The organism is Streptomyces sp. NPDC008313 (genome assembly GCF_042956125.1).
In the GTDB taxonomy this organism is placed as follows: domain Bacteria; phylum Actinomycetota; class Actinomycetes; order Streptomycetales; family Streptomycetaceae; genus Streptomyces.
Genome location: NZ_JBIBFR010000038.1, coordinates 17,812 through 39,123, shown reverse-complemented (window position 1 = coordinate 39,123; position 21,312 = coordinate 17,812). Strand labels below are relative to the sequence as shown.

General features: G+C 71.7%; 17 protein-coding genes and 1 pseudogene. 8 read left to right on the top strand and 10 right to left on the bottom strand.

The annotated features are described in order from the left end of the window. From ACFY93_RS32950 to ACFY93_RS32940, 3 genes and pseudogenes are all read left to right on the top strand, one after another. Nucleotides 1–619 (top strand): annotated as a pseudogene (locus ACFY93_RS32950) (hypothetical protein); the annotation flags it as partial. Beyond that, entirely contained in the window at nt 589–1,200 is a 612-nt protein-coding gene (locus tag ACFY93_RS32945) for a hypothetical protein (RefSeq protein ID WP_391365593.1), read from the top strand. The pseudogene ACFY93_RS32950 and the gene ACFY93_RS32945, both read left to right, overlap by 31 nt. A gap of 13 nt (nt 1,201–1,213) precedes the next feature. Further along, nucleotides 1,214–1,957 (top strand): ATP-binding cassette domain-containing protein, encoded by a 744-nt coding sequence (locus ACFY93_RS32940; RefSeq protein ID WP_391365592.1) that lies wholly within the window; start codon nt 1,214–1,216, stop codon nt 1,955–1,957. A gap of 166 nt (nt 1,958–2,123) precedes the next feature. On the opposite strand, the gene ACFY93_RS32935 is transcribed toward ACFY93_RS32940, so the two are convergent. Next, on the bottom strand, nt 2,124–3,422 hold the full coding sequence (locus tag ACFY93_RS32935; protein ID WP_391365591.1) for an LCP family protein: 1,299 nt from the start codon (nt 3,420–3,422) through the stop codon (nt 2,124–2,126). Nucleotides 3,423–3,529: 107 nt separating this feature from the next. On the opposite strand from ACFY93_RS32935, the gene ACFY93_RS32930 reads away from it, so the two are divergent. Further along, entirely contained in the window at nt 3,530–4,078 is a 549-nt protein-coding gene (locus tag ACFY93_RS32930) for a hotdog domain-containing protein (protein ID WP_391365590.1), read from the top strand. A gap of 63 nt (nt 4,079–4,141) precedes the next feature. On the opposite strand, the gene ACFY93_RS32925 is transcribed toward ACFY93_RS32930, so the two are convergent. Beyond that, nucleotides 4,142–5,701, bottom strand: coding sequence for an LCP family protein (locus ACFY93_RS32925; protein ID WP_391365589.1), 1,560 nt, complete (start codon nt 5,699–5,701; stop codon nt 4,142–4,144). Between the two features lie 73 nt (nt 5,702–5,774). On the opposite strand from ACFY93_RS32925, the gene ACFY93_RS32920 reads away from it, so the two are divergent. Beyond that, nucleotides 5,775–6,806: a glycosyltransferase gene (locus ACFY93_RS32920; protein ID WP_391365588.1), complete on the top strand. Its 1,032-nt coding sequence runs from the start codon at nt 5,775–5,777 to the stop codon at nt 6,804–6,806. 83 nt (nt 6,807–6,889) lie between these two features. Here the strand turns inward: ACFY93_RS32920 and ACFY93_RS32915 are convergent, their stop codons facing one another. The 4 genes from ACFY93_RS32915 to ACFY93_RS32900 form a co-directional block, all read right to left on the bottom strand. Then, nucleotides 6,890–8,557 carry an LCP family protein gene (locus tag ACFY93_RS32915; RefSeq protein WP_391365587.1) on the bottom strand — a complete coding sequence of 556 codons (1,668 nt, stop codon included), beginning with the start codon at nt 8,555–8,557 and terminating at the stop codon, nt 6,890–6,892. 76 nt (nt 8,558–8,633) lie between these two features. Next, complete coding sequence (locus ACFY93_RS32910; protein ID WP_391365586.1) at nt 8,634–10,358, bottom strand: LCP family protein; 1,725 nt, start codon at nt 10,356–10,358, stop codon at nt 8,634–8,636. Nucleotides 10,359–10,583: 225 nt separating this feature from the next. Further along, nucleotides 10,584–11,906: an LCP family protein gene (locus tag ACFY93_RS32905; RefSeq protein WP_391365596.1), complete on the bottom strand. Its 1,323-nt coding sequence runs from the start codon at nt 11,904–11,906 to the stop codon at nt 10,584–10,586. A gap of 289 nt (nt 11,907–12,195) precedes the next feature. Further along, nucleotides 12,196–12,963, bottom strand: coding sequence for a TIGR03089 family protein (locus tag ACFY93_RS32900; protein ID WP_391365585.1), 768 nt, complete (start codon nt 12,961–12,963; stop codon nt 12,196–12,198). A 139-nt stretch (nt 12,964–13,102) separates the two neighbouring features. On the opposite strand from ACFY93_RS32900, the gene ACFY93_RS32895 reads away from it, so the two are divergent. Together ACFY93_RS32895 and ACFY93_RS32890 are read left to right on the top strand one after the other, a co-directional pair. Then, the gene (locus ACFY93_RS32895) at nt 13,103–14,755 is read left to right on the top strand and encodes an N-acetylmuramoyl-L-alanine amidase (RefSeq protein ID WP_391365584.1); all 1,653 of its coding nucleotides are present in this window, start codon (nt 13,103–13,105) and stop codon (nt 14,753–14,755) included. A gap of 141 nt (nt 14,756–14,896) precedes the next feature. Next, nucleotides 14,897–15,979 (top strand): sugar phosphate nucleotidyltransferase, encoded by a 1,083-nt coding sequence (locus ACFY93_RS32890; protein WP_391365583.1) that lies wholly within the window; start codon nt 14,897–14,899, stop codon nt 15,977–15,979. A 132-nt stretch (nt 15,980–16,111) separates the two neighbouring features. Here the strand turns inward: ACFY93_RS32890 and ACFY93_RS32885 are convergent, their stop codons facing one another. The 4 genes from ACFY93_RS32885 to ACFY93_RS32870 form a co-directional block, all read right to left on the bottom strand. Further along, entirely contained in the window at nt 16,112–17,128 is a 1,017-nt protein-coding gene (locus tag ACFY93_RS32885) for a DNA-3-methyladenine glycosylase family protein (protein WP_391365582.1), read from the bottom strand. Nucleotides 17,129–17,336: 208 nt separating this feature from the next. Then, nucleotides 17,337–18,671, bottom strand: a complete 1,335-nt coding sequence (locus ACFY93_RS32880) for a coenzyme F420-0:L-glutamate ligase (protein ID WP_391365581.1) — start codon at nt 18,669–18,671, stop codon at nt 17,337–17,339. Further along, the gene (cofD, locus tag ACFY93_RS32875) at nt 18,668–19,627 is read right to left on the bottom strand and encodes a 2-phospho-L-lactate transferase (RefSeq protein WP_391365580.1); all 960 of its coding nucleotides are present in this window, start codon (nt 19,625–19,627) and stop codon (nt 18,668–18,670) included. The genes ACFY93_RS32880 and cofD overlap by 4 nt, the downstream gene beginning before the upstream one ends. A gap of 47 nt (nt 19,628–19,674) precedes the next feature. Beyond that, nucleotides 19,675–20,241: a cysteine dioxygenase gene (locus tag ACFY93_RS32870; RefSeq protein ID WP_391365579.1), complete on the bottom strand. Its 567-nt coding sequence runs from the start codon at nt 20,239–20,241 to the stop codon at nt 19,675–19,677. Between the two features lie 728 nt (nt 20,242–20,969). Here ACFY93_RS32870 and ACFY93_RS32865 point away from each other — a divergent pair. Next, a complete protein-coding gene (locus tag ACFY93_RS32865; RefSeq protein WP_030377564.1) occupies nt 20,970–21,233 on the top strand; it encodes a WhiB family transcriptional regulator in 264 nt (87 codons plus the stop codon). Nucleotides 21,234–21,312 lie beyond the last annotated feature (79 nt).

Sequence of the window (21,312 nt, the reverse complement as noted above, 5' to 3'; positions counted from 1 at the left end):
CACCCCCCAGGTCATTCCTTCGACAGGGGGACACAGTCATGCCGAGCCCGGAGGCCAGCGGCCCCGTTGCAGGACCGCGAAAAAGATAACGGGGGGAGCCGTCGACAGGCTGAGGAGCGTACGCAAGCAGGTCGTCACCTCCATCAAGGCACTGCAGAACCGTGGTGTGGACGTGGCCACGCCCGTCACCGTGACCGATGCGTTGCTCGATGAGCGGCACCCTGCTCGATCCAGCCCGACCACCTGGCACCTACCCCTTTCACGTCAGGCAGGAAGCCTCGGCGGTGGCGTGATCAACATCCGATACGCCGTTGTCCTCACGGCAGTCAAGTTCCCGTGTGATTTCCCGACGTCGATCAAGCCGTCACACTCCGCCGACTGGATAGTCAACCGGGACGCCGCAATGCTGTGGGCCGCGAAGACGGTCAAGGCGGAGAAGCCGTACGTCGCTTGGCGCAAAAGTGAGTACGCAGGCCTATTCGAGAATTCCGCTGAGGTACTGGACAAGGTGCAGGAGCGGGCAGACCGCGGTTATGCACTCCCGCCCGCCGAGCAGTCTCGCTGGTTCCACCGGGAGCAGGCGAAGGCGTGCAGCCTGCTCAAGGGCGCGACCTCGTGATCTGGTGGATGAAGGCACGCCAGATCGTCACAGTGCTCTTGCCCAGCCTTGCGGCCTTCACGGTTCTCGTCACCCTGGGGCACAACGCGGTGTTCACCTTGCCAGGTCTGCTCTCGTTGGGAGGGCGGCCTGTGTTCCTGACGCAAGCCATGCCGCTGATCATCACGGCCGGGCTCGCCCACGTTCTCTCCCAGGGGCTTCCGGAGGCTGAAGTCCTCGCGACGAGGAAGATCCGGCATTTCGACCTTGCACTCACCGTCTCCACGGTCGCGGCGGCCGGGACAGTGGGTATCGCTGTCGGGGCGATCAGCGGGTCACAGGAGGCAACCGCAACGTGCCGAAACGTCCTCTTCCTCACCGGCGCCATGTTGACAGCGCGCGCGGTGCGTCCCCAAGCCGCCACTCTGGGTCCGGTGAGCTGGGTGTTCGTAGTGATTCTTCTCGGGTATCGCGACTTCAACCGGCCGTGGCCGTGGGCAGTCACCCTGCACCCGCCGGACTATCTTCCCACCTCGATACTGAGCCTTCTCGTCTTCGTCTGCGGCCTCTTCGGCCAGACCCGTACGCGCCCACACGTCTGAAAGGCCCCTCCCCATGACTGTTCAGCTCGTGGACGTCTCGTACGCGTACGGACGCCGTGGAGCCAACGTTGTTTCGAACCTCAGCTACAGAGTTCCTGACGGCCTTGCAGTCCTTCTCGGTCCCAACGGCGCGGGCAAGTCGACATTGTTGAAGCTTGCCGCTGGAGTGAATCTGCCTGACAGCGGAAGCGTCAGTTACGGGCGTCTCGGATCGCAGGCCAAGGAGTACCGCGCGAAGGTAGCGTGGATGCCGCAGACGATTACGCCGATGGCTGGGCTCACCGCGCGCGAGCAAGTGGCTTACACCGGCTGGCTCAAGGGGATGCCACGCGCCGAAGCGTGGGAAGCGGCAGTCCACGCGCTCGACCGGGTACAGATGCGGGACCACTCCGGTGTCAGGACGAAGAAGCTGTCAGGAGGTCAGTTGCGGCGCGTCGGCGTGGCCTCGGCGCTGGTCCATGGAGCTGACACGCTGCTGCTCGACGAGTCCACAGCGGGAATGGACCCGACGCAGCGTCGAGTGTTCCGAGACCTCATCCTGAGCCTGGCCACCGACGAAGTACGGGTACTGATGTCCACCCATGACGTTGCCGATCTGGCGCAAGAAGCCGATCACGTCTCGATCCTGAGCCGAGGCGAGATCACATTCGACGGACGGACCCGGGAGTTTCTCGCCTGCGCTGCGGACGCGCCCGAGGCACGTCGCGCAGAGGTCGCCTACACCTCGCTCACGAACACGGTCGACTGCATCCGCTGACGCCCGACGGGAAGCATTTCCAAGAGCGACATGCGGTGCTTCCGCCAGAGCCTGCCGCGCCAGATGACGCACACGATGGCTGACGGGCTCTGGCGACAGCCGGGGGCTGAGCCGTCACCGTGCGTCTGCCGCCCCCCGGCGAGGCGGTGCTCAAGCCACCGTCGGATCACTCGTTGCCCGACACCGTCACCTTGTCGTCGTTCTTCAGGTCGGTCACCAGTTGCTTGACCTTGGCCTTGTCCCAGACGAGGTTGCCGCCGGTGGAGCCCGAGATCGGCATGTTCATGGACTTGCCGTCGCCGCCCGTGACGCCCTTCATGGCCCAGAACATGTCGGCCAGGTCGAACAGGCTCATGTCCTTGTCGACGACGAGGCTGTCGAGGCCGGCGCCCATGGTCGGGTAGAACGTGAAGGGGTTCAGGACGGTGGACGGGGTCGCCACCTGGTGGGCCAGGGCGGCCAGGAACTTCTGCTGGTTCTTGGTGCGCTCCAGGTCGCTCGCCGCGAAGGCGTGCCGGGTGCGGACGAAGGCGAGGGCCTGCTCGCCGTTGAGCGTCTGCTTGCCCGCCTTGAAGTCGGCGCCGGAGTACTTGTCCTTGAAGCCCTTGTCGAGCGTCATCTCCACACCGCCGACGGCGTCGACGATCTTCGCGAAGCCGCCGAAGCCGATCTCCACGTAGTGGTCGAGGCGCAGCCCGGTGTTGAACTCGATGGTGCGCACCAGCAGCTCGGGGCCGTCCTCGGCGTAGGCCGCGTTCAGCTTCACGTGCCGGCCCGTGCCCTGGTAGGTCTTGCCGGACTCGGAGCCCTTGAACGTCGGTATCTCCACGTCCGAGTCACGGGGCAGGGAGATCAGCGTCGAGCCGTTGTCGCCGGTGTGCAGGATCATCATCGAGTCCGTGCGCTTGCCCTCGGCGGACCCGGTGTGCAGCTTCTTCTTCTCCTCGGCCGACATGCCGGCGCGGCTGTCGGAGCCGACGATCAGGTAGTTCGTGCCCTCGCCCGCCTCGGGGCGGTCGATGACCTTGGAGAGGTCCACGTCACGGTGGAGCTTGGAGTCGGCCCAGAAGTACGTGCCCACGGAGACCACGACCAGCAGCGTGACCAGCGTGAGCGCGGTCCACTTGATCCGGCGGCGCCAGTTCGGCGCGGGACGCGGACCGCGGCCGCCCTGGCCGCCGCCCGGCCCCTGCGGACCGCCGCCGCCGGGCGACCCGTAGACCTGCCCCGTGTTGTAGCCACTGTCGTAGCCGGGGTCGTGTCCGCCGTCGTAGCCCGAGCCGTCGGTGTACGACGGCTGCGCGGGCACACCGCCGCGCGGCGGTGCGGGCTGCTGGTAGGGGGCGGGCCCGGCCGGGCCGCGCCGCACCTGCCGCATCACGCGGGCACCCTCGGGCTGCGTGCTCGCGCTACCGCTGCCGTAGCCGCTGCGGTTGTCGTCCGGCGCGTCGGGCCAATCAGTCATGCGGACCAGTGTGCAGTGCGCCGCTGTGTGCCTTACAGGGTCCGTGGAAAATAGGACCACGGCTGTTGCGAAGCTGACACAAATCGGCCCGGCATAAGGTGGAGGGCATGACAGACCAGGCCCCCGGCTCGGAAGCAGATATTCCGGGCAAGCCGACTTCGGCGTCCCGCACCACGCTCAGCCACATCATGACCCACGCCGACACCAACCTCCTGGGTACGGTGCACGGCGGTGTGATCATGAAACTCGTCGACGACGCCGCGGGGGCGGTGGCCGGCCGGCATTCGGGGGGACCCGCCGTGACCGCGTCCATGGACGAGATGGCCTTCCTCGAACCGGTCCGCGTCGGCGACCTCGTCCATGTGAAGGCCCAGGTCAACTGGACCGGACGGACCTCCATGGAAGTCGGCGTACGCGTCCTCGCCGAGCGCTGGAACGAGTCCACCCCGCCCACCCAGGTCGGCTCCGCCTACCTCGTCTTCGCCGCCGTGGACGCCGACGGCAAGCCCCGCCGTCTGCCGCCCGTCCTCCCGGAGACCGAGCGCGACGAGCGCCGCTACCAGGAGGCGCAGATCCGCCGCACCCACCGCCTCGCCCGCCGCCGCGCGATCATGGACCTGCGGGAGAAGCGCTCCGCCGAGGGCCTGGACGACTGACCCGGAGCCGAGGGGTGGGCCAGGGCCCACCCCTTGCGCCAGGGCCCGGCCCCCGGCCCCCGCTCACGAGCAGACCACCTCGTCCCCGGTCACCACTCCGGACTCGCCCTCGTTCGGGTCCTGGGCCCGCACCCGCCGCACCTTGTCGAAGTCCGGGCCGGCGATCACCTTCAGCGTGGGTCCGAGCCCCGCCACCGCCCGCAGCTCGCTTCCCGGCAGCGCGGCGGCCAGGGACTTCGCGGAGCGGTCCCAGCCCGGGTCGTAGGCGACGACGGTGCGCCGCACCGCCGGGTCCGGCGCGCTGGTGGGCTCACCCGTCGTACGGAACCCGGTGGCCGCGAGCTCCCCGTCGACCCGCGCGCCGAGCCCCGCGTCGGCCGAGGCGTTCTCCACCCGCACCCGGATCTGCTGCGGCGAGACGTCGACGAGCAGCGCCCGGTGCTTCCTCTTGCGCACGGCCAGCGGCCGGTCGTCGCGCAGGGCCCGGAAGAGGCGTCCGGCCTTCTCGTCGTCCCATTTCAGGGTGGAGCCGAGGCCCTCCACGGCGTACCCCATGTTCTCGATCGGCACGGTAGTGAACTCGGAGGAGGCGGGCGAGAAGTTCCGCATCGCGCGCCCCAGGTCCAGCAGCTCCTCCGTGCCGAAGTCGCGGTCCGCGCGCACCGAGCCGAGCACGGCCCGGACCACGTCGCGGAACCGCATCGGGTTCAGCATCACCCCGGACGAGGTGACCCGCTCGATCAGCGCCGCGAGGAACCGCTGCTGGCGCCGCATCCGGCCCACGTCGGCGGCGCCGTCGACATGCCGGGAGCGCACGTACTGCAGTGCCTGGCCGCCGGACAGCGTGTGCGAACCGGCCGGCAGGTCGAGCCCGGTGTAGGGGTCCTGGAGCGGTTCGGCCGTGCAGATCCGCACGCCGCCGAGCACGTCGACCGTCTTCATGAAGCTGGTGAAGTCGACCTCCAGATAGTGGTCGATCTTCACGTGCGTCATGCCCTCGACGGTGCGCACGGTCAGCTGCGGCCCGCCTTCCGCGTACGCCGCGTTCAGCTTGACCGGGTGGGGGCCGTGCCGCTCGCCGCTGATCCGGTCGGTGTGCGCGGGCGTCTCGGCGTACGAGTCGCGCGGCAGGCTGACGATGCTGGCGCGGTTCCGGTCGTCCGAGACGTGCACGATCATGATCGTGTCCGTGCAGTGGCAGGGGGCGCCGCCGAGGTGGTACTTGCGCTTCTCCCGCGCGCCGAGCTTGTCCCGGCCGTCGGTGCCGACCAGCAGGATGTTCATGCCGTGGCCGGCCTCGGGGCGGTTCTTCATGTCCTTGAAGGCGTCGACCCGGGCGATGCCGGCGTCCAGGCTGGTCACCACGGCGTGCCCGATCCCGGCGGAGGCGAGCACCACCACGGACAGCGTCGTCGCCACCCGGGTGGCCCAGTGCGGTCTCCTGCCCCGAAGGAGTGTCCGCCGGGTACGGGGCGGCCGCGCGCGGGGAGGCACGCCGCCGCCCTCCGGCCGGCCGGGGCGCGGCCGGCCGGGGACGCGGGGGACGTCGGGGGAGCGGTGCGGGGTGGGCAAGGGATACCTCCGCGAGGCTGGGCGTGGGATCCGTGAGCACCGTAGGCCCATACGATCTGCGGCCCCGGGCGACGGCCGGTGCGGCGCGCCCCGTGTCCCCCGTTCGCGGTAACGTGACCCCTTGATGAACGCCAAGCCCGACGTGCAGCTCCCCGCTGTGTCCGTGATCATGCCCGTCCTCAACGAGGAACGGCATCTGCGCACAGCCGTCCAAGCGATCCTCGCCCAGGAGTACGACGGCGAGATGGAGGTCGTGATCGCCATCGGTCCCTCCTCGGACCGTACGGACGAGATCGCGGCCGAACTCGTGCGCGAGGACCCCCGTGTCCACACCGTGCCGAACCCGACGGGCCGCACGCCCGCCGCGCTGAACGCGGCGATCAAGGCGTCCCGGCACCCCGTCGTCGTCCGCGTCGACGGCCACGGGATGCTCTCGCCGAACTACATCGCGACCGCGGTCCGCCTCCTCGACGAGACGGGCGCGCAGAACGTCGGCGGCATCATGCACGCCGAGGGCGAGAACGACTGGGAGCACGCGGTCGCCGCCGCGATGACCTCGAAGATCGGCGTCGGCAACGCCGCCTTCCACACGGGCGGCGACGCGGCCCCCGCCGAGACCGTCTACCTCGGTGTCTTCCGGCGCGAGGCGCTGGAGCAACAGGGCGGGTACAACGAGGAGTTCATACGCGCCCAGGACTGGGAGCTGAACTTCCGGATCCGCGAGGCGGGCGGCCTCATCTGGTTCTCGCCCGAGCTGAAGGTCTCCTACCGGCCGCGCCCCTCCGTGCGCGCGCTGGCCAAGCAGTACAAGGAGTACGGCCGTTGGCGGCACGTCGTCGCCCGCTACCACGAGGGCTCCATCAACCTGCGCTACCTGGCCCCGCCGACCGCGGTCTGCGCGATCGCGGCGGGCGTCGTGGCCGGCGCGGTCCTGACCCCCTGGGCGTTCCTGGTCCTCGGCGGCTATCTCGCCGCGATCGTCGCCGGCTCCCTGCCCGCGGGCAAGGGGCTGCCCCTGAAGGCGCGCCTCCAGATACCCGTGGCCCTCGCCACGATGCACATGTCGTGGGGCTGGGGCTTTCTGACCAGTCCGAAGTCGCTGGCGAAGCGCGTCATCGCCTCCCGCCGCCCCGCCGTGCGGGCCACCACCGGCTGAGGCCGGCCCCACCGGTACGCACATGAGCCCGGGCCCCTCTCCTCGCGGGAGAGGGGCCCGGGCTCATGCCGTCCCTAGCGGGGTCAGGACCAGGTGAACCCCGGGTTCACGTGCATGCACTTCTCCTCGGCGCCGTTCAACGCGTCGGCGCTGTCCAGGAGTGCGTCGTCGGCCTTGTCGTCCTTCGGCTTCTTGTACGTGGTGCCCTCACGCCAGTCGGCGCCCACCACCAGCGTGACCGAGGAGACCTCGCCCGACTTCTTCACCGAACTCAGCGGGATGCCGAGGGACTTGGCGACCCGCTGGGCGTCGCCCTCCAGGTCGGCGCTCGGGTAGCGCACCACCGTGGTCTCCTGGACCGGGGCGGCCGAGGAGTCGGGGGTCGCCAGCGTGAAGCCCTTGCCCACCAGCAGCTGGGCCACGGTCGTCGCGCGGCCGGACGCCGGGGCGAGCGTCTCGGTGCGGGTGCCGTTCTGCACCCGTACGCCGATCTCACCGTCCGCCGCGGCCGGGTCGTCCGAGAGCTTCTCCTCGTCCTTCTTCTTCTTGGCCGTGCCGTCGAGCGAGACGTCGTCGCGCACCAGCCGGAAGAGCTTCTGGGCCCCGTCCGTGGGCTCCACGCGCGCGCCGACGTACCGGTTAGGCATGGTCGTCATCGTGATGTGCTTCGGCTCGACCTTGCGCAGCTCGTTGCTGAGGTCGTAGAGCTTCTTGACCGTGCCGAGGCCCGGGTCGACCGTGAGGGCCTTCGTGGCCTTCTCGGCGAGCTTGCGCATCTTGTTCGGGCTGCTCATGGTGGCGTTCTCGCGCAGCTCACGGACCATGGAGTTCATGTACATGTGCTGGGCCTTGGCGCGGGCGAGGTCGCTTCCGTCCTCGAATCCGTAGCGCGTGCGCAGCCACTGCAGGGCCTGCTTGCCCTTGACCGGGTGGGTGCCCTTCTTCAGCTTCAGCCCGGAGCCGTGGCCCTTGCTGTCGCGGGAGAGGATGTTGGCGTCCACGCAGACCGGGACGCCGCCGACGGCGTCGGCCATCGACACCACGCCGGAGAAGTCGACCATCATGAAGTGGTCGATGTGGATGCCGGTGAGTTCCTGCCAGGTGGCGACCGTGCAGCCGGGGCCGCCGCGGCCGAGGCTCTGGTTCGCCATCGTGCGGCCGTTGCTCGCCGGGTACACGTGGTCGGTGTCCGGGTCGGTGCACTTGGGGATCTGCAGCAGGGTGTCGCGCGGCATGCTGATCACCGACATGTTGCTGCGGTCGGCGGAGAGGTGCAGCAGCATCTGGACGTCGGCGAGCGGGGTGCCGCCGAAGGTCTCCTTGGCGCCGCCGAGTTTCTGGTTCTCCTTGGTGTCCCGCGCGTCCGAACCGATGAGCAGGATGTTCAGGGGGGTCTGGCCCGCGGCGTTGGGTGTCGGCTCCGGCACCTTGTTGTCGCCGAGGTTGAGATCGTCCTTCTTGATGTTGCCGTTCAGGTGCTGGTAGTAGAGATAGCCGGCACCCGCGGTGCCGAGTATCAGTACCGCCAGAACCGTCGCCGACCAGCGCAGTATCCGGCGTCTGCGGCGCGGTGGATGGGCTCTGCCACGGCGCCGGTGGCCACCGCCGTGCCCGCCGTCCGCGGAGCCCGCCGGGCCGTCCCCGGCGGCGTCCGTCCGGCCGCCGTCCTGCTCGTGGACGCCGTCCTCACCACCCGGTCCGCCGGCCCGCGGCCGCCGCATCCCCTCCCCGCGCACACTGCTCCGCACCATCTCCCTGCCTCCCCACCCCTGCGCCGACATACGGAATCCGTCGTACGTCTGTTAGACGCACGAGGGCCCCATTGGGTTACTTGGCGCACTCCGTTTTGTCCGCCGTGGACTTCTCGACGTCCTTCGCGTCCGCCGCGGAGGCCGTCAGCGGCTCACCGGCTTCCTCGAAGTCCTCGCCCAGGGTCAGCACCATGGCGGGCAGCCCCTGATCGTTCTTCTCGCTCTTGCCCGGCTTCAGCGCCGACGCGGAGAGCCCCATGAGGTCCGCCAGCTTGCGTGCCTGGTCAGCCTGGTCGGGAGAGTACTCCAGGGTCGTCTTCTTCAGTGTCTTGCCCGCGTTGCCGAGCTGGCTGGACTTGAGGACCCCCTCCTCGTTCTGCAGCCAGCTGAGGGTGGCCTGCGCGGAACCGGCCTCGGCCCCGCCGTTGTAGATGTCGACGCGGACGTCGGAGGCGGCCGAGCGCTTCCCCTTGAGCCGCGCGGCGACCGCGGCCTTCTCCTTCTTCTTCACCTCGGTGAGCGAGACGTCGTCCCGGATCATCTTGAAGAGCGGCTTCGCCTTGGGCTCGTTGGGCAGCACGGTCGCGCCGTCGGTGTTGTCGACGACCGGCACCGTGGTGAACGCAAGGTTCTCGGTGTCGACCTTGCCGATCTCCTGGCCGAGGGCGGTCAGCTTCTTGATGTCCGCGATCTTGGAGTCGACGGTCAGCGCCTTGGTGCCCGCCTCCGCCAGCTTGAACATCTTCTTCGGGCTGCTGAGGGTGTCGCCCGACTTCAGCTTGCGCATCAGCGAGCTGAGGAACTGCTGCTGCAACTCGATCCGGCTCAGGTCGCTGCCGAAGCCGACGGAGTGCCGGGTGCGGACGAAGGCCAGTGCCTGCTCGCCCTCGATGGTGTGCTTGCCCTTGGACAGCTTCAGATGCGACTTGGAGTCGTCGATGTCCTTGGCGAGACAGACCTCCACGCCGCCGACCGCGCTGGAGAGCGTCTTCACCGCGTTGAAGTCGGCCACCATGAAGTGGTCTATCTTGATGCCGGTCAGCTCGGTGACCGTCCGCATGGTGCAGCTCGGCGTACGGTCCTCCTGCCCGAGGCTCTGGTTGAACCGGGTGTGCGGCGTGCCGCCGATGTTCTTCTTGGAGCCGTCGTCCTGCGTGGTCGGGCAGTCCGGGATGTCCACGATCATGTCGCGCGGAATGCTCAACGCGGTCGCGTTCGACCGGTCCTTGGAGACGTGCAGCAGGATGTTGGTGTCCGCGTGGCCGACGCTGCCGGAGTCGCCGTACCCCTCGTTGCCCTTGCCGCTGCGCTTGTCCGTGCCGATCACCAGGATGTTGATGGCCCGGTCCTTGCTGAAGCCGCCGGTGCCCGCGCCGTCGTCGGAGACGGACGTGATGTTGTCGTTGAGGTGCTGGTAATAGAGGTATCCGGCGGTGCCGGTGGCGACCAGGAGGAACGCCATCGTGCCGCCGGTCCAGATCATCACCTTCTTGGCCGTCGACTTCTTCGGCTTCGTCCGCGAGCGGCGGCGGCCGGGCGGCGGCTCGGCCGGGGCGCCGCGGCGCCGGCGCGGACCGGGCACACCGGGGCCGTCGGGAGCCTCACGGGGCTCCCGGGCCGGCTCGGTGCGCGTACGGGACCGCGGGGACCCGGCGCGGGAGCCGGGTCTGCGGGGACCGGGGACGGTCGACTGCGGTGTGGAAGTGTCCAGTCGCAGTTCGTAGTCGCCGGTGTCCGGGTTGAGTACCCACTGGTCTGCGGGGTCGATGTTCTCCGCCCGCCCACGGCCTTGCGCGTCCACGGTTGTCTGAGTCCTCCGTCGGGGCCACGCGGCGCCTCTCCCCCCTCAAAGAGACGCTCGGTAAGTCGGTCCGGGAGTGCGCGGCCAGGCGGCCGGGCACACCGGATCGCTCACACTATCCGTCCAGTTCAGGATGGAGCGACGGCGGTGACACGTTCCACGTCCCTACAACCGGGCAATTGGGCGCAATTCTTGGACCAGGGCTTCCGCACCTTGGCTAGCGCTTTACCCGCAGGTGTCCTCGGCGGCCGTGTTTCCCCGGAACGTCGGTGTCGGATCGGGTGCGTCCGCGCGTCCGCCGGGCGGCCCCGCGCCGGGTTTCCCGTCGGTTCCGAGCGGGCCGTCCGGGTCGCCGTAGTTGTCGTAGGAGTAGGTGTACGACTCCGTGAGGAGGTCCCGGGGCGCCGCCGTCCCGGTGGGCCGCGCCGGGGAGTCGGCGGCCCTGCCGGTTCCGGCGGCCTCGGTGGTGCCCGCCGGGTCCCCGGAGGCGCGGTCCCGCGGGGCATGGTCCCGGGCGCGGTCCCCGGACACCCGGTCGCCGGAACCGGCCCCGTCCCCGGCAGAGCGCTCGGCGACCCGCACCGGGGTGTCCGAGCGCAACCGGGCGAACAGCTGCTCGGCCGGGGCCCGGACGAGCTGGTCGCGGTTGGGGTCGGACACGTAGGAGGTGCGCGGGACCGTCAGGAACTGCATCCGCTCCGTGGGGATTCCGCGCAGGCCGCGCACCAGGTCGTACAGCCCGCGCAGACTGGCCAGGGCCGGGTCGGTGGTCAGCGACGAGGTGGCCGCGTCGAGCACCGGGTAGAGCTTCACCGGGTTCAGCAGGACGTCGTTGCTCCGCACCTTCTCGGCGAGCGCGCCTAGGAACCGCTGCTGGCGGTCCATCCGGTCGGTGTCGCTGCCGTCGCCGATGCTCTTGCGGGCGCGGACGTAACCGAGGGCCTGCTCGCCGTCGAGCCGCACCCTGCCCGCGGGCAGCCTCAGCTTGGCGTCCTTGTCGTCGATGGGCTTCGGGAGGCACACGTCGACGCCGTCGACCGCGTCGACCATCTCCTTGAAGCCGTTGAAGTCGACGACCATGTGGTGGTCGATCCGGATGTCCGTCAGCTTCTCGACCGTACGGATCGTGCAGGCGGAACCGCCCGTCTCGAAGGCGTGGTTGAACAGTGTGAACGCCGCCCTCGACCGGGTGCCGTCCGGACGGCGGCAGCCGGGCACGCGCACCATCAGGTCGCGGGGCAGGGACACCGCGGTCGCGCTGCGCCGGTCCGCGGCCAGGTGCAGCAGGATCGTGGTGTCGGAGCGCTCGGTGCCGGAATCCCGGCCGTACCCGGCGTTGCCGTGCCCCGAACGGGAGTCCGACCCGATCAGCAGGATGTTCTGCGCGCCCCGCACCAGCGCGGTGGGCCGCTCCTTCTCGTACCGGGCGAGTTCACGGGCGGCGGCCTCGTCCGCCGTGATGTTCCCGTTCAGCTTCTCGTACACCGCCCAGCCGGTGCCCGCGGCAACCAGCAGCACGGCGGCGACACCGGTCGCGGCGTACCGCAGCCGGCGTCGTCGGCGGCGTGCGGCACCGGCCCCGGTGGGGGTGGCACCCGCACCGGGTCCCAGGGTGCCCCGGCCGCCCCCCGGCCCGGCCGCCCCGGAGTTCTTCCCCGCGGTGTCGGTCACGTCTGCGTCCACCCCTCCCGTGCTCCGGTCCTCCTACGACCATGACCCGGGCGGCGGCACGGGGCACGGGGACGGGGGGAGAGCGTGGACCGAACGGGGGAGGAGCGGGCGGTGCCGGGGGCTCACCCGGACCGGGCAGGGTCCGGGGGGGCCGTGGCGCGACAGGCTACGACAGGGACCGGCGGGCCGTGGCCGTCACCCGCTCGCTCTCGATCCGCTTGGCCAGCGCGTCCTCGCCGAGCCGGTCGAGGTGGCGGCAGACGACGACGGATCCGCCGGTCGCCAGGGGCGCGTACAGACCGGCGCTCAGGCCCTCCCACGTGTCGTACGGCAGCGCCGTGAGGATCCGCGAGCCGGGGCCGGTCAGGCCGAGGCCGGGGGCGTCGGCACGGGCGCGCTCGACGACATCGGCGCCCGTGTGCTCCGCCCCGGCGACGATCAGCGCGGGCTCCTCCGGGTCCACCGGAGCGTACGGAGCGAAGCGGTCGCCCTGGCCGGGCACTTCGACGGCGTAGTCGGCGAACCCGTCCGGCGTCCGCGGGAAGCGTCCGCCGAGCGGGCGCAGCGCCAGCGCGACGCGCTCGCCGGAGCAGGCCCGCGCCGCGTCGAGGGTGTCGGGCCCGCTGACGACGAGGTCGGCGGAGGCCGGGTCGCCCCCGACGTCCGCGACGACGCCCACCGAGGAGCACGCCAGCAGCCACACCGCTGTCTGCCAGTGCGCGGGCAGCAGCAGGGCGACCCGGTCACCGGGCTCGGCGGAGAGGTCGCCCTGGAGCAGATTGGCGGTCTTGGCCACCCAATTGGCGAAGGTGGCCACGGACAATTCGACGCGTTCGCCCGTGGCGTCGTCGTAGAAGGTGACCAGCGGGCGCGCGGGGTCCGCGGCGAGCGCGGATCGCAGCAGGTCGGCAGGGGTGCGGTCGGTGGCGTTCACGCGGGCCAGCGTACGCGGGGCCGGGCGGCCCGGCCGTCGGGACGGCCACCGGATCGGACGAGGGACACCGGCGGCCCAGGCGACGGTCCGTCAGTTCCGCGATGGACAGATATATATGTATATGTCCAGGATCAGGGGCATGGGTAGATTCCTCGCTTCCTCGATCGGCGTCACGTGCGCGACAGCTCTGGCGCTCCCTCTGACCCTGCCGGTCTCCGCCGCGGCGGCCTCCGTCACCTCGGCCGCGGGGCTCGTACGACCGGCACGGCCCCCCGCGGCCGCCGCGCCCGCCGTCCCCGGCAGCACACAGTCCCTGCCCCTCGGGCCGCTCCCCAGCGACCGCGCCGTCGGATCCGCCTCCACCGCACGGGGCCTGACGGCCCGGAACGTACAGCCCTTCTCACTGGTCGGTGTGATCTGGGACGACCCGGGCACCGAACTGCGCGGGCGGGTCCAGGTCCGTACCCGCGCGGCCGGCACCGGCCACTGGTCCGGCTGGCAGGACGTCGAGACGCACAACCACGACCACGCGGCCGACCCGGGCACCGAGGAGGGTGCCTCCGGCGCAGTGCGCGGCTCCACGGCACCCCTGTGGGTGGGCGCCTCGGACGGCGTCGAGGCCCGCGTCCAGGCGGACTCGGGCGCGATCGCCGGCCCGGACACCGGCGATGCCGGGGGAGCGGCCGGAGCGTCGGCACTTCCCGAGGGGCTGCACCTGGAACTCGTCGACCCCGGCGAGGAGCCCGCCCCCGCGGACGCGCCGACGGGCCGGCCCGCGGGCGGTGCCCAGGCGGAAGGGGCACGGTCGGACGGCGTACGGGCCGAGGGAGCGGCGCCCGGTGGGGTGCGCGCGCAGGGAGCCGCGCCCGGTGGCGTGCGCGCGGAACCGCCGGCCTCCGACACCCTCACCGCCTCGGACACGCTCGCCTCCGACGGCCTGACCCCGGAAGGGCTCACCGCGGGGGAGCTCGCCTCCGACGGCCTGACCCCGGAAGGGCTCGCCGCTGACGGCCTCACCTCCGAAGGGCTGGCCGACGGCGCTCTCGCCGCCGCCACCGAGGCCGCCTCCCGTGCCAACGCCGGACTCGCACCCCTCGGCGCCACCGAGATCCCCGCCCTGTCCAGGGAGGAGACCGAACGCGAACTGCTCGCCACCGCCCCCGAGGGCGAGCAGCGGGCGAAGCCCTACGTCGGCCCGCGCCCCGGCATCGTCACGCGCCGCGGCTGGGGCGCGGACGAGGGCATCCGCAAGGGCGGCTTCGCGTACACCAAGACCGTCAGGGCCGCCTTCGTGCACCACACCGCGACGGGCAACAACTACAGCTGCTCACAGGCCCCTTCGGTCATTCGCGGTATCTACCGCTACCACGTCAGGAGCAGCGGCTGGCGCGACATCGGCTACAACTTCCTCGTCGACAAGTGCGGAACCATCTACGAGGGCCGGGCCGGAGGCGTGGCGAAGCCCGTACTGGGCGCCCACACGCTCGGGTTCAATACCAACAGCATGGGGATCGCCGTCATCGGCAGCTACGGCTCCAAGAAGCCCTCCGCGGCCTCCGTGCAGGCCATCGCCCGGCTGACGGCGTGGAAGCTCGGTCTCTTCGGAGCCAATCCGCGCGGCAAGACCTACCTGACATCCGGGGGTGGCAATCTCTACCGAAAAGGTAAGAAGGTACGACTGAACGTGATCTCCGGCCACCGGGACGGGTTCGCCACCGCCTGCCCGGGACGCCGTCTCTACAGCAAGCTCGGTACGGCCCGGTCGGACGCGGCGCGGTACCAGGGCCGGTGACGGTCCGGTGCACCGCGCACCCGGCGGGCGGGAGGCCGGTCCGGCCGACGAGTCGCGGGCGGACCGGCCCCCGAACGGTCTGCATACACTGGCCCGCCGAAACAGAGTTCGGCCGGCCCCAGCAGGAAGCAGAGACGACAGGTGACAGAAGCGATCCTCCTGGTCGGCGGCAGAGGCACCCGGCTGCGCCCGCTCACGGTGCACACCCCCAAGCCGATGGTCCCGGCGGCCGGGGTCCCCTTCCTCACGCACCAGCTGGCGCGGGCGAAGGCGGCGGGCGTCGAGCACATCGTGCTCGCCACCTCCTATCTGGCCGAGGTCTTCGAGCCGTACTTCGGCGACGGCTCCTCGCTGGGGCTCCACCTCGAGTACGTCACCGAGGAGGAGCCCCTCGGCACGGGCGGCGCCATCCGCAACGTCGCGTCCCGTCTGCGCTCCGGCCCCGACGAGCCGGTGCTGATCTTCAACGGCGACATCCTCACCGGGCTCGACATCCCCGCCCTGGTCCGCACGCACGAGACCTCCGGCGCGGACGTCTCGCTGCACCTGACCCGGGTCGAGGACCCGCGGGCCTTCGGCCTGGTGCCGACGGACGCGTCGGGGCGCGTACGGGCCTTCCTGGAGAAGCCCCAGACGCCCGAGGAGATCGTCACCGACCAGATCAACGCGGGGGCGTACGTCTTCCGCCGCTCGGTCATCGACACGATCCCCGCGGGCCGGCCCGTCTCCGTCGAACGCGAGACCTTCCCCGGTCTGCTCGCCGGGGGCGCCCATCTCCAGGGCATGGTCGACTCCACCTACTGGCTGGACCTCGGCACCCCGCAGGCCTTCGTACGCGGCTCGGCGGACCTGGTCCTGGGCCGCGCCCCGTCCCCGGCGGTCCCGGGCCGCTGCGGGGACCGTCTGGTCCTGCCCACGGCGTCGGTCGCCCCGGACGCCAAGCTGACCGGCGGCACGGTCGTCTGCGAGGGGGCTTCCGTCGGGGAGGGCGCGCGCGTCTCGGGGAGCGCGATCCTGGCCGGAGCGGTGGTCGAACCCGGCGCGGTCGTCACCGACTCCCTCGTCGGCGCCCGCGCCCGTGTCGGCGCCCGCTCGGTCCTCGCGGGCGCGGTCGTCGGGGACGGCGCCACCATCGGCCCCGACAACGAACTCCGGGACGGCGTCAGGATCTGGTGCGACGCCCACGTCCCCGCGTCCACCATCCGCTTCTCCTCGGACCAGTAGGCGCACGGCCCGAACCGGTGGGTGATCGGTGGGTGATCGTGCCTCTTCCCAGGGGCGAGGAGGGTCTTCCCCGGCCCGGCACGGCGTCTCTGTCCGGCACGGCGTCCCTGTGCCGGACCGGGGGGCGGGGTGTCACAACCGCCTGATGTCCCCCGGCGTCATCCGTGGCGCCCGCCGCGCCGGCATCCGCCCCGACAGCAGCACCAGCCGCGCCGCCCGATGCCGCTGCCCCGCGTACGGCTCCAGCAGCGCCAGCATCGCCGCGTCGTCCGCCTCCCGGTCGCCCGCGAGCGCGTACCCCACGATCCCCGGCAGGTGTACGTCCCCCACCGTCACGGAATCCGCCGCACCGTGACTGCGCTGCACCGTCTCCGCCGAGGTCCACGGCCCGATCCCGGGCACCAGCTCCAGCCGGGCCTGTGCCCGCGCGGGGTCGTCGAAGGCGGCCGCCTCCTCCATCCGCGCGGCCACCCGGACCGCCCGCAGGACCGTCGAGGCGCGCTTGTCGTCGACGCCCGCCCGGTGCCACTCCCAGGAGGGGATCAGCGCCCAGGTCCGGGGCGCGGGCATGACGTGCATCCGGCCGGGCGCGGGCCCAGGTGCCGGCTCCCCGAACTTCCGTACGAGCAGCCGCCAGGCCCGGTACGCCTCGTCCGTGGTGACCTTCTGCTCCAGGATCGACGGGATCAGCGACTCCAGTACGAGCCCGGTACGGGTCAGCCGGAGCCCCGGCCGCCGGTGGTGGGTGTGGGCGAGGAGCCGGTGGCGGGGGGTGAAGGCGGACGGGTCGTCCGCGGCACCGAGGAGTTCGGGGAGCCGGTCCAGCAGCCACTCCGCGCCCGGCCCCCACGCCTCGCCGCTCGCGACCCCGCCGCGCAGCGAAACGCGCAGTGTGCCCGGCCCGGCGGGGGTACGGCTGGTCCGCCACACGGAGCCGTCGGGCAGGGCGCGGAAGGTCGGATCGGCGGGACCGCGCCGCAGCGGCCCCAGCACCAGGCCGAGGTCGAGCGGATCCCCGGGCGTCCACGACCTGGACCGCCCGGCCGCGGCGGCCGGCCGCGGCACCCCCGCGGGAGCCGCGCCGGGCACGCCGACGTGCCCGCCGCGCACGGTCGTACGCGTGGGCCGAGGAGCGAAACGTCCAGCCACGGGCGATGTCCTGAGGGCTCGGGGGGCAAGAGGGCACCGGGGTAACGATGTGCCGGGGAGGACCCGGCGCGCCGAAAACGTCCGGGTTCCGGGTGTCCGGGTGTCCGGGTGTCCTACGAGGGTAGGCGCTCGCGGGCACGGCGCCTTCTCACCGCGGCCCCGTGAGACGCACCGCACCCGTGAGGCCCCGCACACCGTCCGGCTCGGCTCAGCGCACTTCCGTGAACGCCGCCGCGTCCCGCGCGGGACGCGGCCTCGGCTCCTCGGCGGCGTGACCGACCGCGACCGCTCCCATCGGGTCCCACCCCTCCGGCAGTTCCAGCACCTCCCGCACGACGTCGCGGCAGAACATCGTCGACGACACCCACGCGGAGCCCAGCCGCTCCCCGGCGAGCGCCACGAGGAAGTTCTGCACCCCGGCACCGGCGGCGACCACGAACATCTCGCGCTCGGCACCGTCCCGCCGCGCGTCGCCGTACGTGTGCGAGCCGTCCATGACGAGGCAGGGCACCACCAGGTACGGCGCGTGACGCAGGACGTCGCCGCGGCGCACCCGTCGGGCGATGGACTCCTCGCTCCTGCCGTCCCGGCGCAGGTCCGCGATCCACGCGTCCCGCATGGCGTCGAGCAGCCGCGTCCGGGACTCCCCGGACTCCAGCAGGACGAAGCGCCACGGCGTCGTGTGGTGCGGGGCGGGAGCCGTGACGGCCGCGGCCACCGCACGCCGTACGGCACCCGGGTCCACCGGCTCGTCGGTGAACGCCCGGACGGTACGCCGCTGGGTCACCGCCTCCCGTACGGCCTCCGACGTGCCCAGCCGGAACATGTCGTCGCGGCCGACGCGCACCATGGCCCGGGCGCCCCCGGCGTCCGCGTCGACCACCTGCTCCAGTCCGCGGACGACGGCGACGGGCAGCCCGGCCGCCTTGCCCTTGACCAGGTCACCGGCGGCGGCCAGCTCGTCGGCGGTGGCGACGACGGTCGCGCTCAGCGGGTTGCCGTGGGCGTCGGTGCCGCCGCGCAGGTCGTCGAGGACGCGGACGCCCGCGGCGCCGATGGCGACGTCGGTCAGGCCGTTGCGCCAGGGGCGGCCGAAGGTGTCGGTGACGACGACGCCGACCTCCACCCCGAGCAGATCCCGCAGCCCGGCCCGGATCGCCCGCGCGGACGCGTCGGGGTCCTCGGGCAGCAGCAGGACCGTCCCGGCGGGGGTGTTGGACGCGTCGACGCCGGCGGCGGCCATCACGAGGCCCTGCCGGTTCTCGACGATCCGCAGGGGCCCGCGGCGCGCGACGACCCGGACGGTCTCGGCGTCGATGGCGGCCTCCCGGTCGGCGGCCTCGACGACGCGGCCCTCCGCCTTGGAGACGATCTTCGAGGTGACCAGCAGCACGTCACCGTCGGTCAGCGCCGGCTCCGCCACCGCGATCAGCTTGGCGAGGTCGTCGCCCTGCCGGACCTCGGGCAGTCCGGGCAGTGCCCACACGCGATACCCCGGAGGCCGACCGTGCGCGGGATCCCCGTCCACCGGCGCTCCGTTCACGGCGTCCGCACCTCCTCGGCCAGCGTCAGCGCCTCGCGCGCCATCGCCGCCGTGGCGTCCACGTCGGACATCAGCAGGGGCACGGCACGGCACCGGATGCCGGCCGCCTCCACCCGCTCCACGGCGGACGCGTCCACGGTGTCGACGAGCCATCCGTCGAGCAGGCCCGAACCGTAGTGCTCGGCCACCGCGGCGGCCGTGGACTCGACGCCGACCGCGGCGAGGACCTTGTCCGCCATCCCGCGCACGGGCGCGTCGCCGATGATGGGGGAGAGGCCGACCACGGGGACGCCCGCGTCGGCGATGGCCTCGCGGATGCCGGGTACCGCGAGGATCGTGCCGACGGAGACCACCGGGTTGGACGGCGGGAAGAGGATGACGTCCGCCTGGGCGATCGCCTCCAGCACGCCGGGCGCCGGCTTGGCCTGCTCGGCACCGACCGGCACCACGGCCTGCGCGGGCACGGAGGCCCGCAGCCGCACCCAGTACTCCTGGAAGTGGATCGCCTTGCGCTCGCCGTCGACCTCGACGGCCACATGGGTCTCCACCCGGTCGTCGGACATCGGGATGAGCCGCACGCCCGGCTTCCAGCGGTCGCACAGCGCCTGGGTGACGGCGCTGAGCGGATAGCCCGCGCCGAGCATCTGCGTCCGCACGATGTGCGTCGCGAAGTCGCGGTCGCCGAGCCCGAACCACTCGGGCCCGGCACCGTACGCCGCGAGCTCCTCCTTGAGGTGGAAGGTCTCGTCGGCCCGCCCCCAGCCCTGCTCCTCCTCGATGCCGCCGCCGAGCGTGTACATCACCGTGTCGAGGTCCGGGCAGACCTTCAGCCCGAAGAGGTGGATGTCGTCCCCGGTGTTGCCGATGACGGTGATGTCCGCGTCCGGCGCGGCCCGCAGAAGACCGCGCAGGAAACGGGCACCGCCGATGCCGCCTGCCAGAACCACAATGCGCATGGAGCCAGTCTGGCAGGCGGGTACGACAACGCGTCACACGGTCGGCGTCACAGAGTCACCGCGGCCGCGCAGCCCGCACCGCCGGCCCGCACCGCGCCGCGCGCGCCGTCGGCACCGTGCCCGGGCAGCGCGCCCTCGGAGCCGTGTGCGCTGTCCGGGTGCATGGGCATGTCGGTCAGGCCCGGGTAGTACACGTGCAGGCTTATGGCGGGCTCCAGCGTGTCGTTGACGACCTCGTGGACGTACCCGGGGGCGAAGACCCGCTGCGCGCCGGTGCCGAGCGCGCGCGTCCCGCGGCCGGTGCGCTCGGTCAGCGTGCCCCGCAGGACGGTGAGGACGCCGGAGGAGAGGCCGTGGTCGTGCGGTCCGCTGCCCTGTCCCGGCACCCAGGACAGCAGCCACACCTCGTATCCGGGGCCGACGCGCAGCCGGTGGTACCAGCGGGAGGTGGCGTCGTACCGGACGAGGTGCTCCCACTGGGAGCGGTCGGCGGCGACGCGGCGGGCGAGTCCGGCGAACTCGGCCACGGTGGCGGGGTGCTCGCGCGGCGGCTGGAGCAGGTGCGGGACTTCGAGGATGTCGCCGGCGATCTGGAGGTCGCTGTCGCTGTTCATGGGTGCGGTGGTTCCTCGGCGGGAGAGTGCTGGGGTGTCGCGGAACGTTCCGCCCTGGTCGAGGGCGGGAGGTGCGCCCTGGTGCGGGCGGGGAGGGCTCACGCCCGGGACGGCGGGCGGGTGAGCGGGAGCACGGGGCGGCTCGGAGGCCGGAGCGGTGGGCTCAACAGCAGGAGCGGCAACAGTGACAGCTGCAGCGAGCGCGGGCAGCACCGAGGGACCCGGCGGAGCGGGTCGAGGTGAGTGCCGGGTTCGCGAGCATGCCTACAAGGACACCGGTTCACACTTCGACTGTCAACCTGACGTCCGCCATGTGGGAGCCGCTTTCACCCCTTCCGGTCGATCCGGCGGGCGAAAGGTTTGTGCAGGCGCCCTCGCGGACACAAGGCGCACACCGGCGCACGAAACCCCGTTGCGATCCCGTGATCCGAATGTGATCAAGTTCGCTTCGATCCGGGTTTCGGAACGATATCGATCTCCTGAGCGTCCTTCTCCGTACCGGAAGGGCGCCTCGGGCCAGGTCGGACGGGCCTCCGCCTGCTGTCATGGTTTATGCCGATTTGAACACTTTCCGCATGGCCTTGGTTCCGCAGAGTGAATAAGAGGCCCAATAGCAGATCCCGGCTTGACTGGCTCGGATCGGCGCACTTGTAATTTCACTCGTGTCGTTCAGCCGGTAACGGTAACGACCGCATCACGGGGACGCGAAAGACGGACGAGGGGCGCACATGACCGAGCTGGTGGAGCAACTGCTGGTCGACGACGCGGACGAGGAGCTCGGCTGGCAGGAACGCGCGCTGTGCGCCCAGACCGACCCCGAGTCGTTCTTCCCCGAGAAGGGCGGCTCCACCCGTGAGGCCAAGAAGGTCTGCCTCGCCTGCGAGGTCCGCTCCGAGTGCCTCGAGTACGCCCTCGCCAACGACGAGCGGTTCGGCATCTGGGGCGGGCTGTCCGAGCGTGAGCGCCGCCGCCTGAAGAAGGCAGCGGTCTGACGCCCTCCCGTCCGACGCCCGGCCCCTGACACCCCGGCGCCCGGCCACCTGACATCCGGCTCAGGACAAGGCGCCCGGC

Bases quoted from the DNA above. Each gene is read 5' to 3' on its own strand.
- ACFY93_RS32920 (WP_391365588.1), top strand. From the start codon at position 5,775: ATGAACGCCAAGCCCGACGTGCAGCTCCCCGCTGTGTCCGTGATCATG.
- ACFY93_RS32915 (WP_391365587.1), bottom strand. From the start codon at position 8,557: ATGGTGCGGAGCAGTGTGCGCGGGGAGGGGATGCGGCGGCCGCGGGCC.
- ACFY93_RS32895 (WP_391365584.1), top strand. From the start codon at position 13,103: ATGGGTAGATTCCTCGCTTCCTCGATCGGCGTCACGTGCGCGACAGCT.
- ACFY93_RS32865 (WP_030377564.1), top strand. From the start codon at position 20,970: ATGACCGAGCTGGTGGAGCAACTGCTGGTCGACGACGCGGACGAGGAG.
- ACFY93_RS32935 (WP_391365591.1), bottom strand. From the start codon at position 3,422: ATGACTGATTGGCCCGACGCGCCGGACGACAACCGCAGCGGCTACGGC.
- cofD (WP_391365580.1), bottom strand. From the start codon at position 19,627: ATGCGCATTGTGGTTCTGGCAGGCGGCATCGGCGGTGCCCGTTTCCTG.
- ACFY93_RS32870 (WP_391365579.1), bottom strand. From the start codon at position 20,241: ATGAACAGCGACAGCGACCTCCAGATCGCCGGCGACATCCTCGAAGTC.
- ACFY93_RS32940 (WP_391365592.1), top strand. From the start codon at position 1,214: ATGACTGTTCAGCTCGTGGACGTCTCGTACGCGTACGGACGCCGTGGA.
- ACFY93_RS32925 (WP_391365589.1), bottom strand. From the start codon at position 5,701: ATGGGCCTACGGTGCTCACGGATCCCACGCCCAGCCTCGCGGAGGTAT.
- ACFY93_RS32930 (WP_391365590.1), top strand. From the start codon at position 3,530: ATGACAGACCAGGCCCCCGGCTCGGAAGCAGATATTCCGGGCAAGCCG.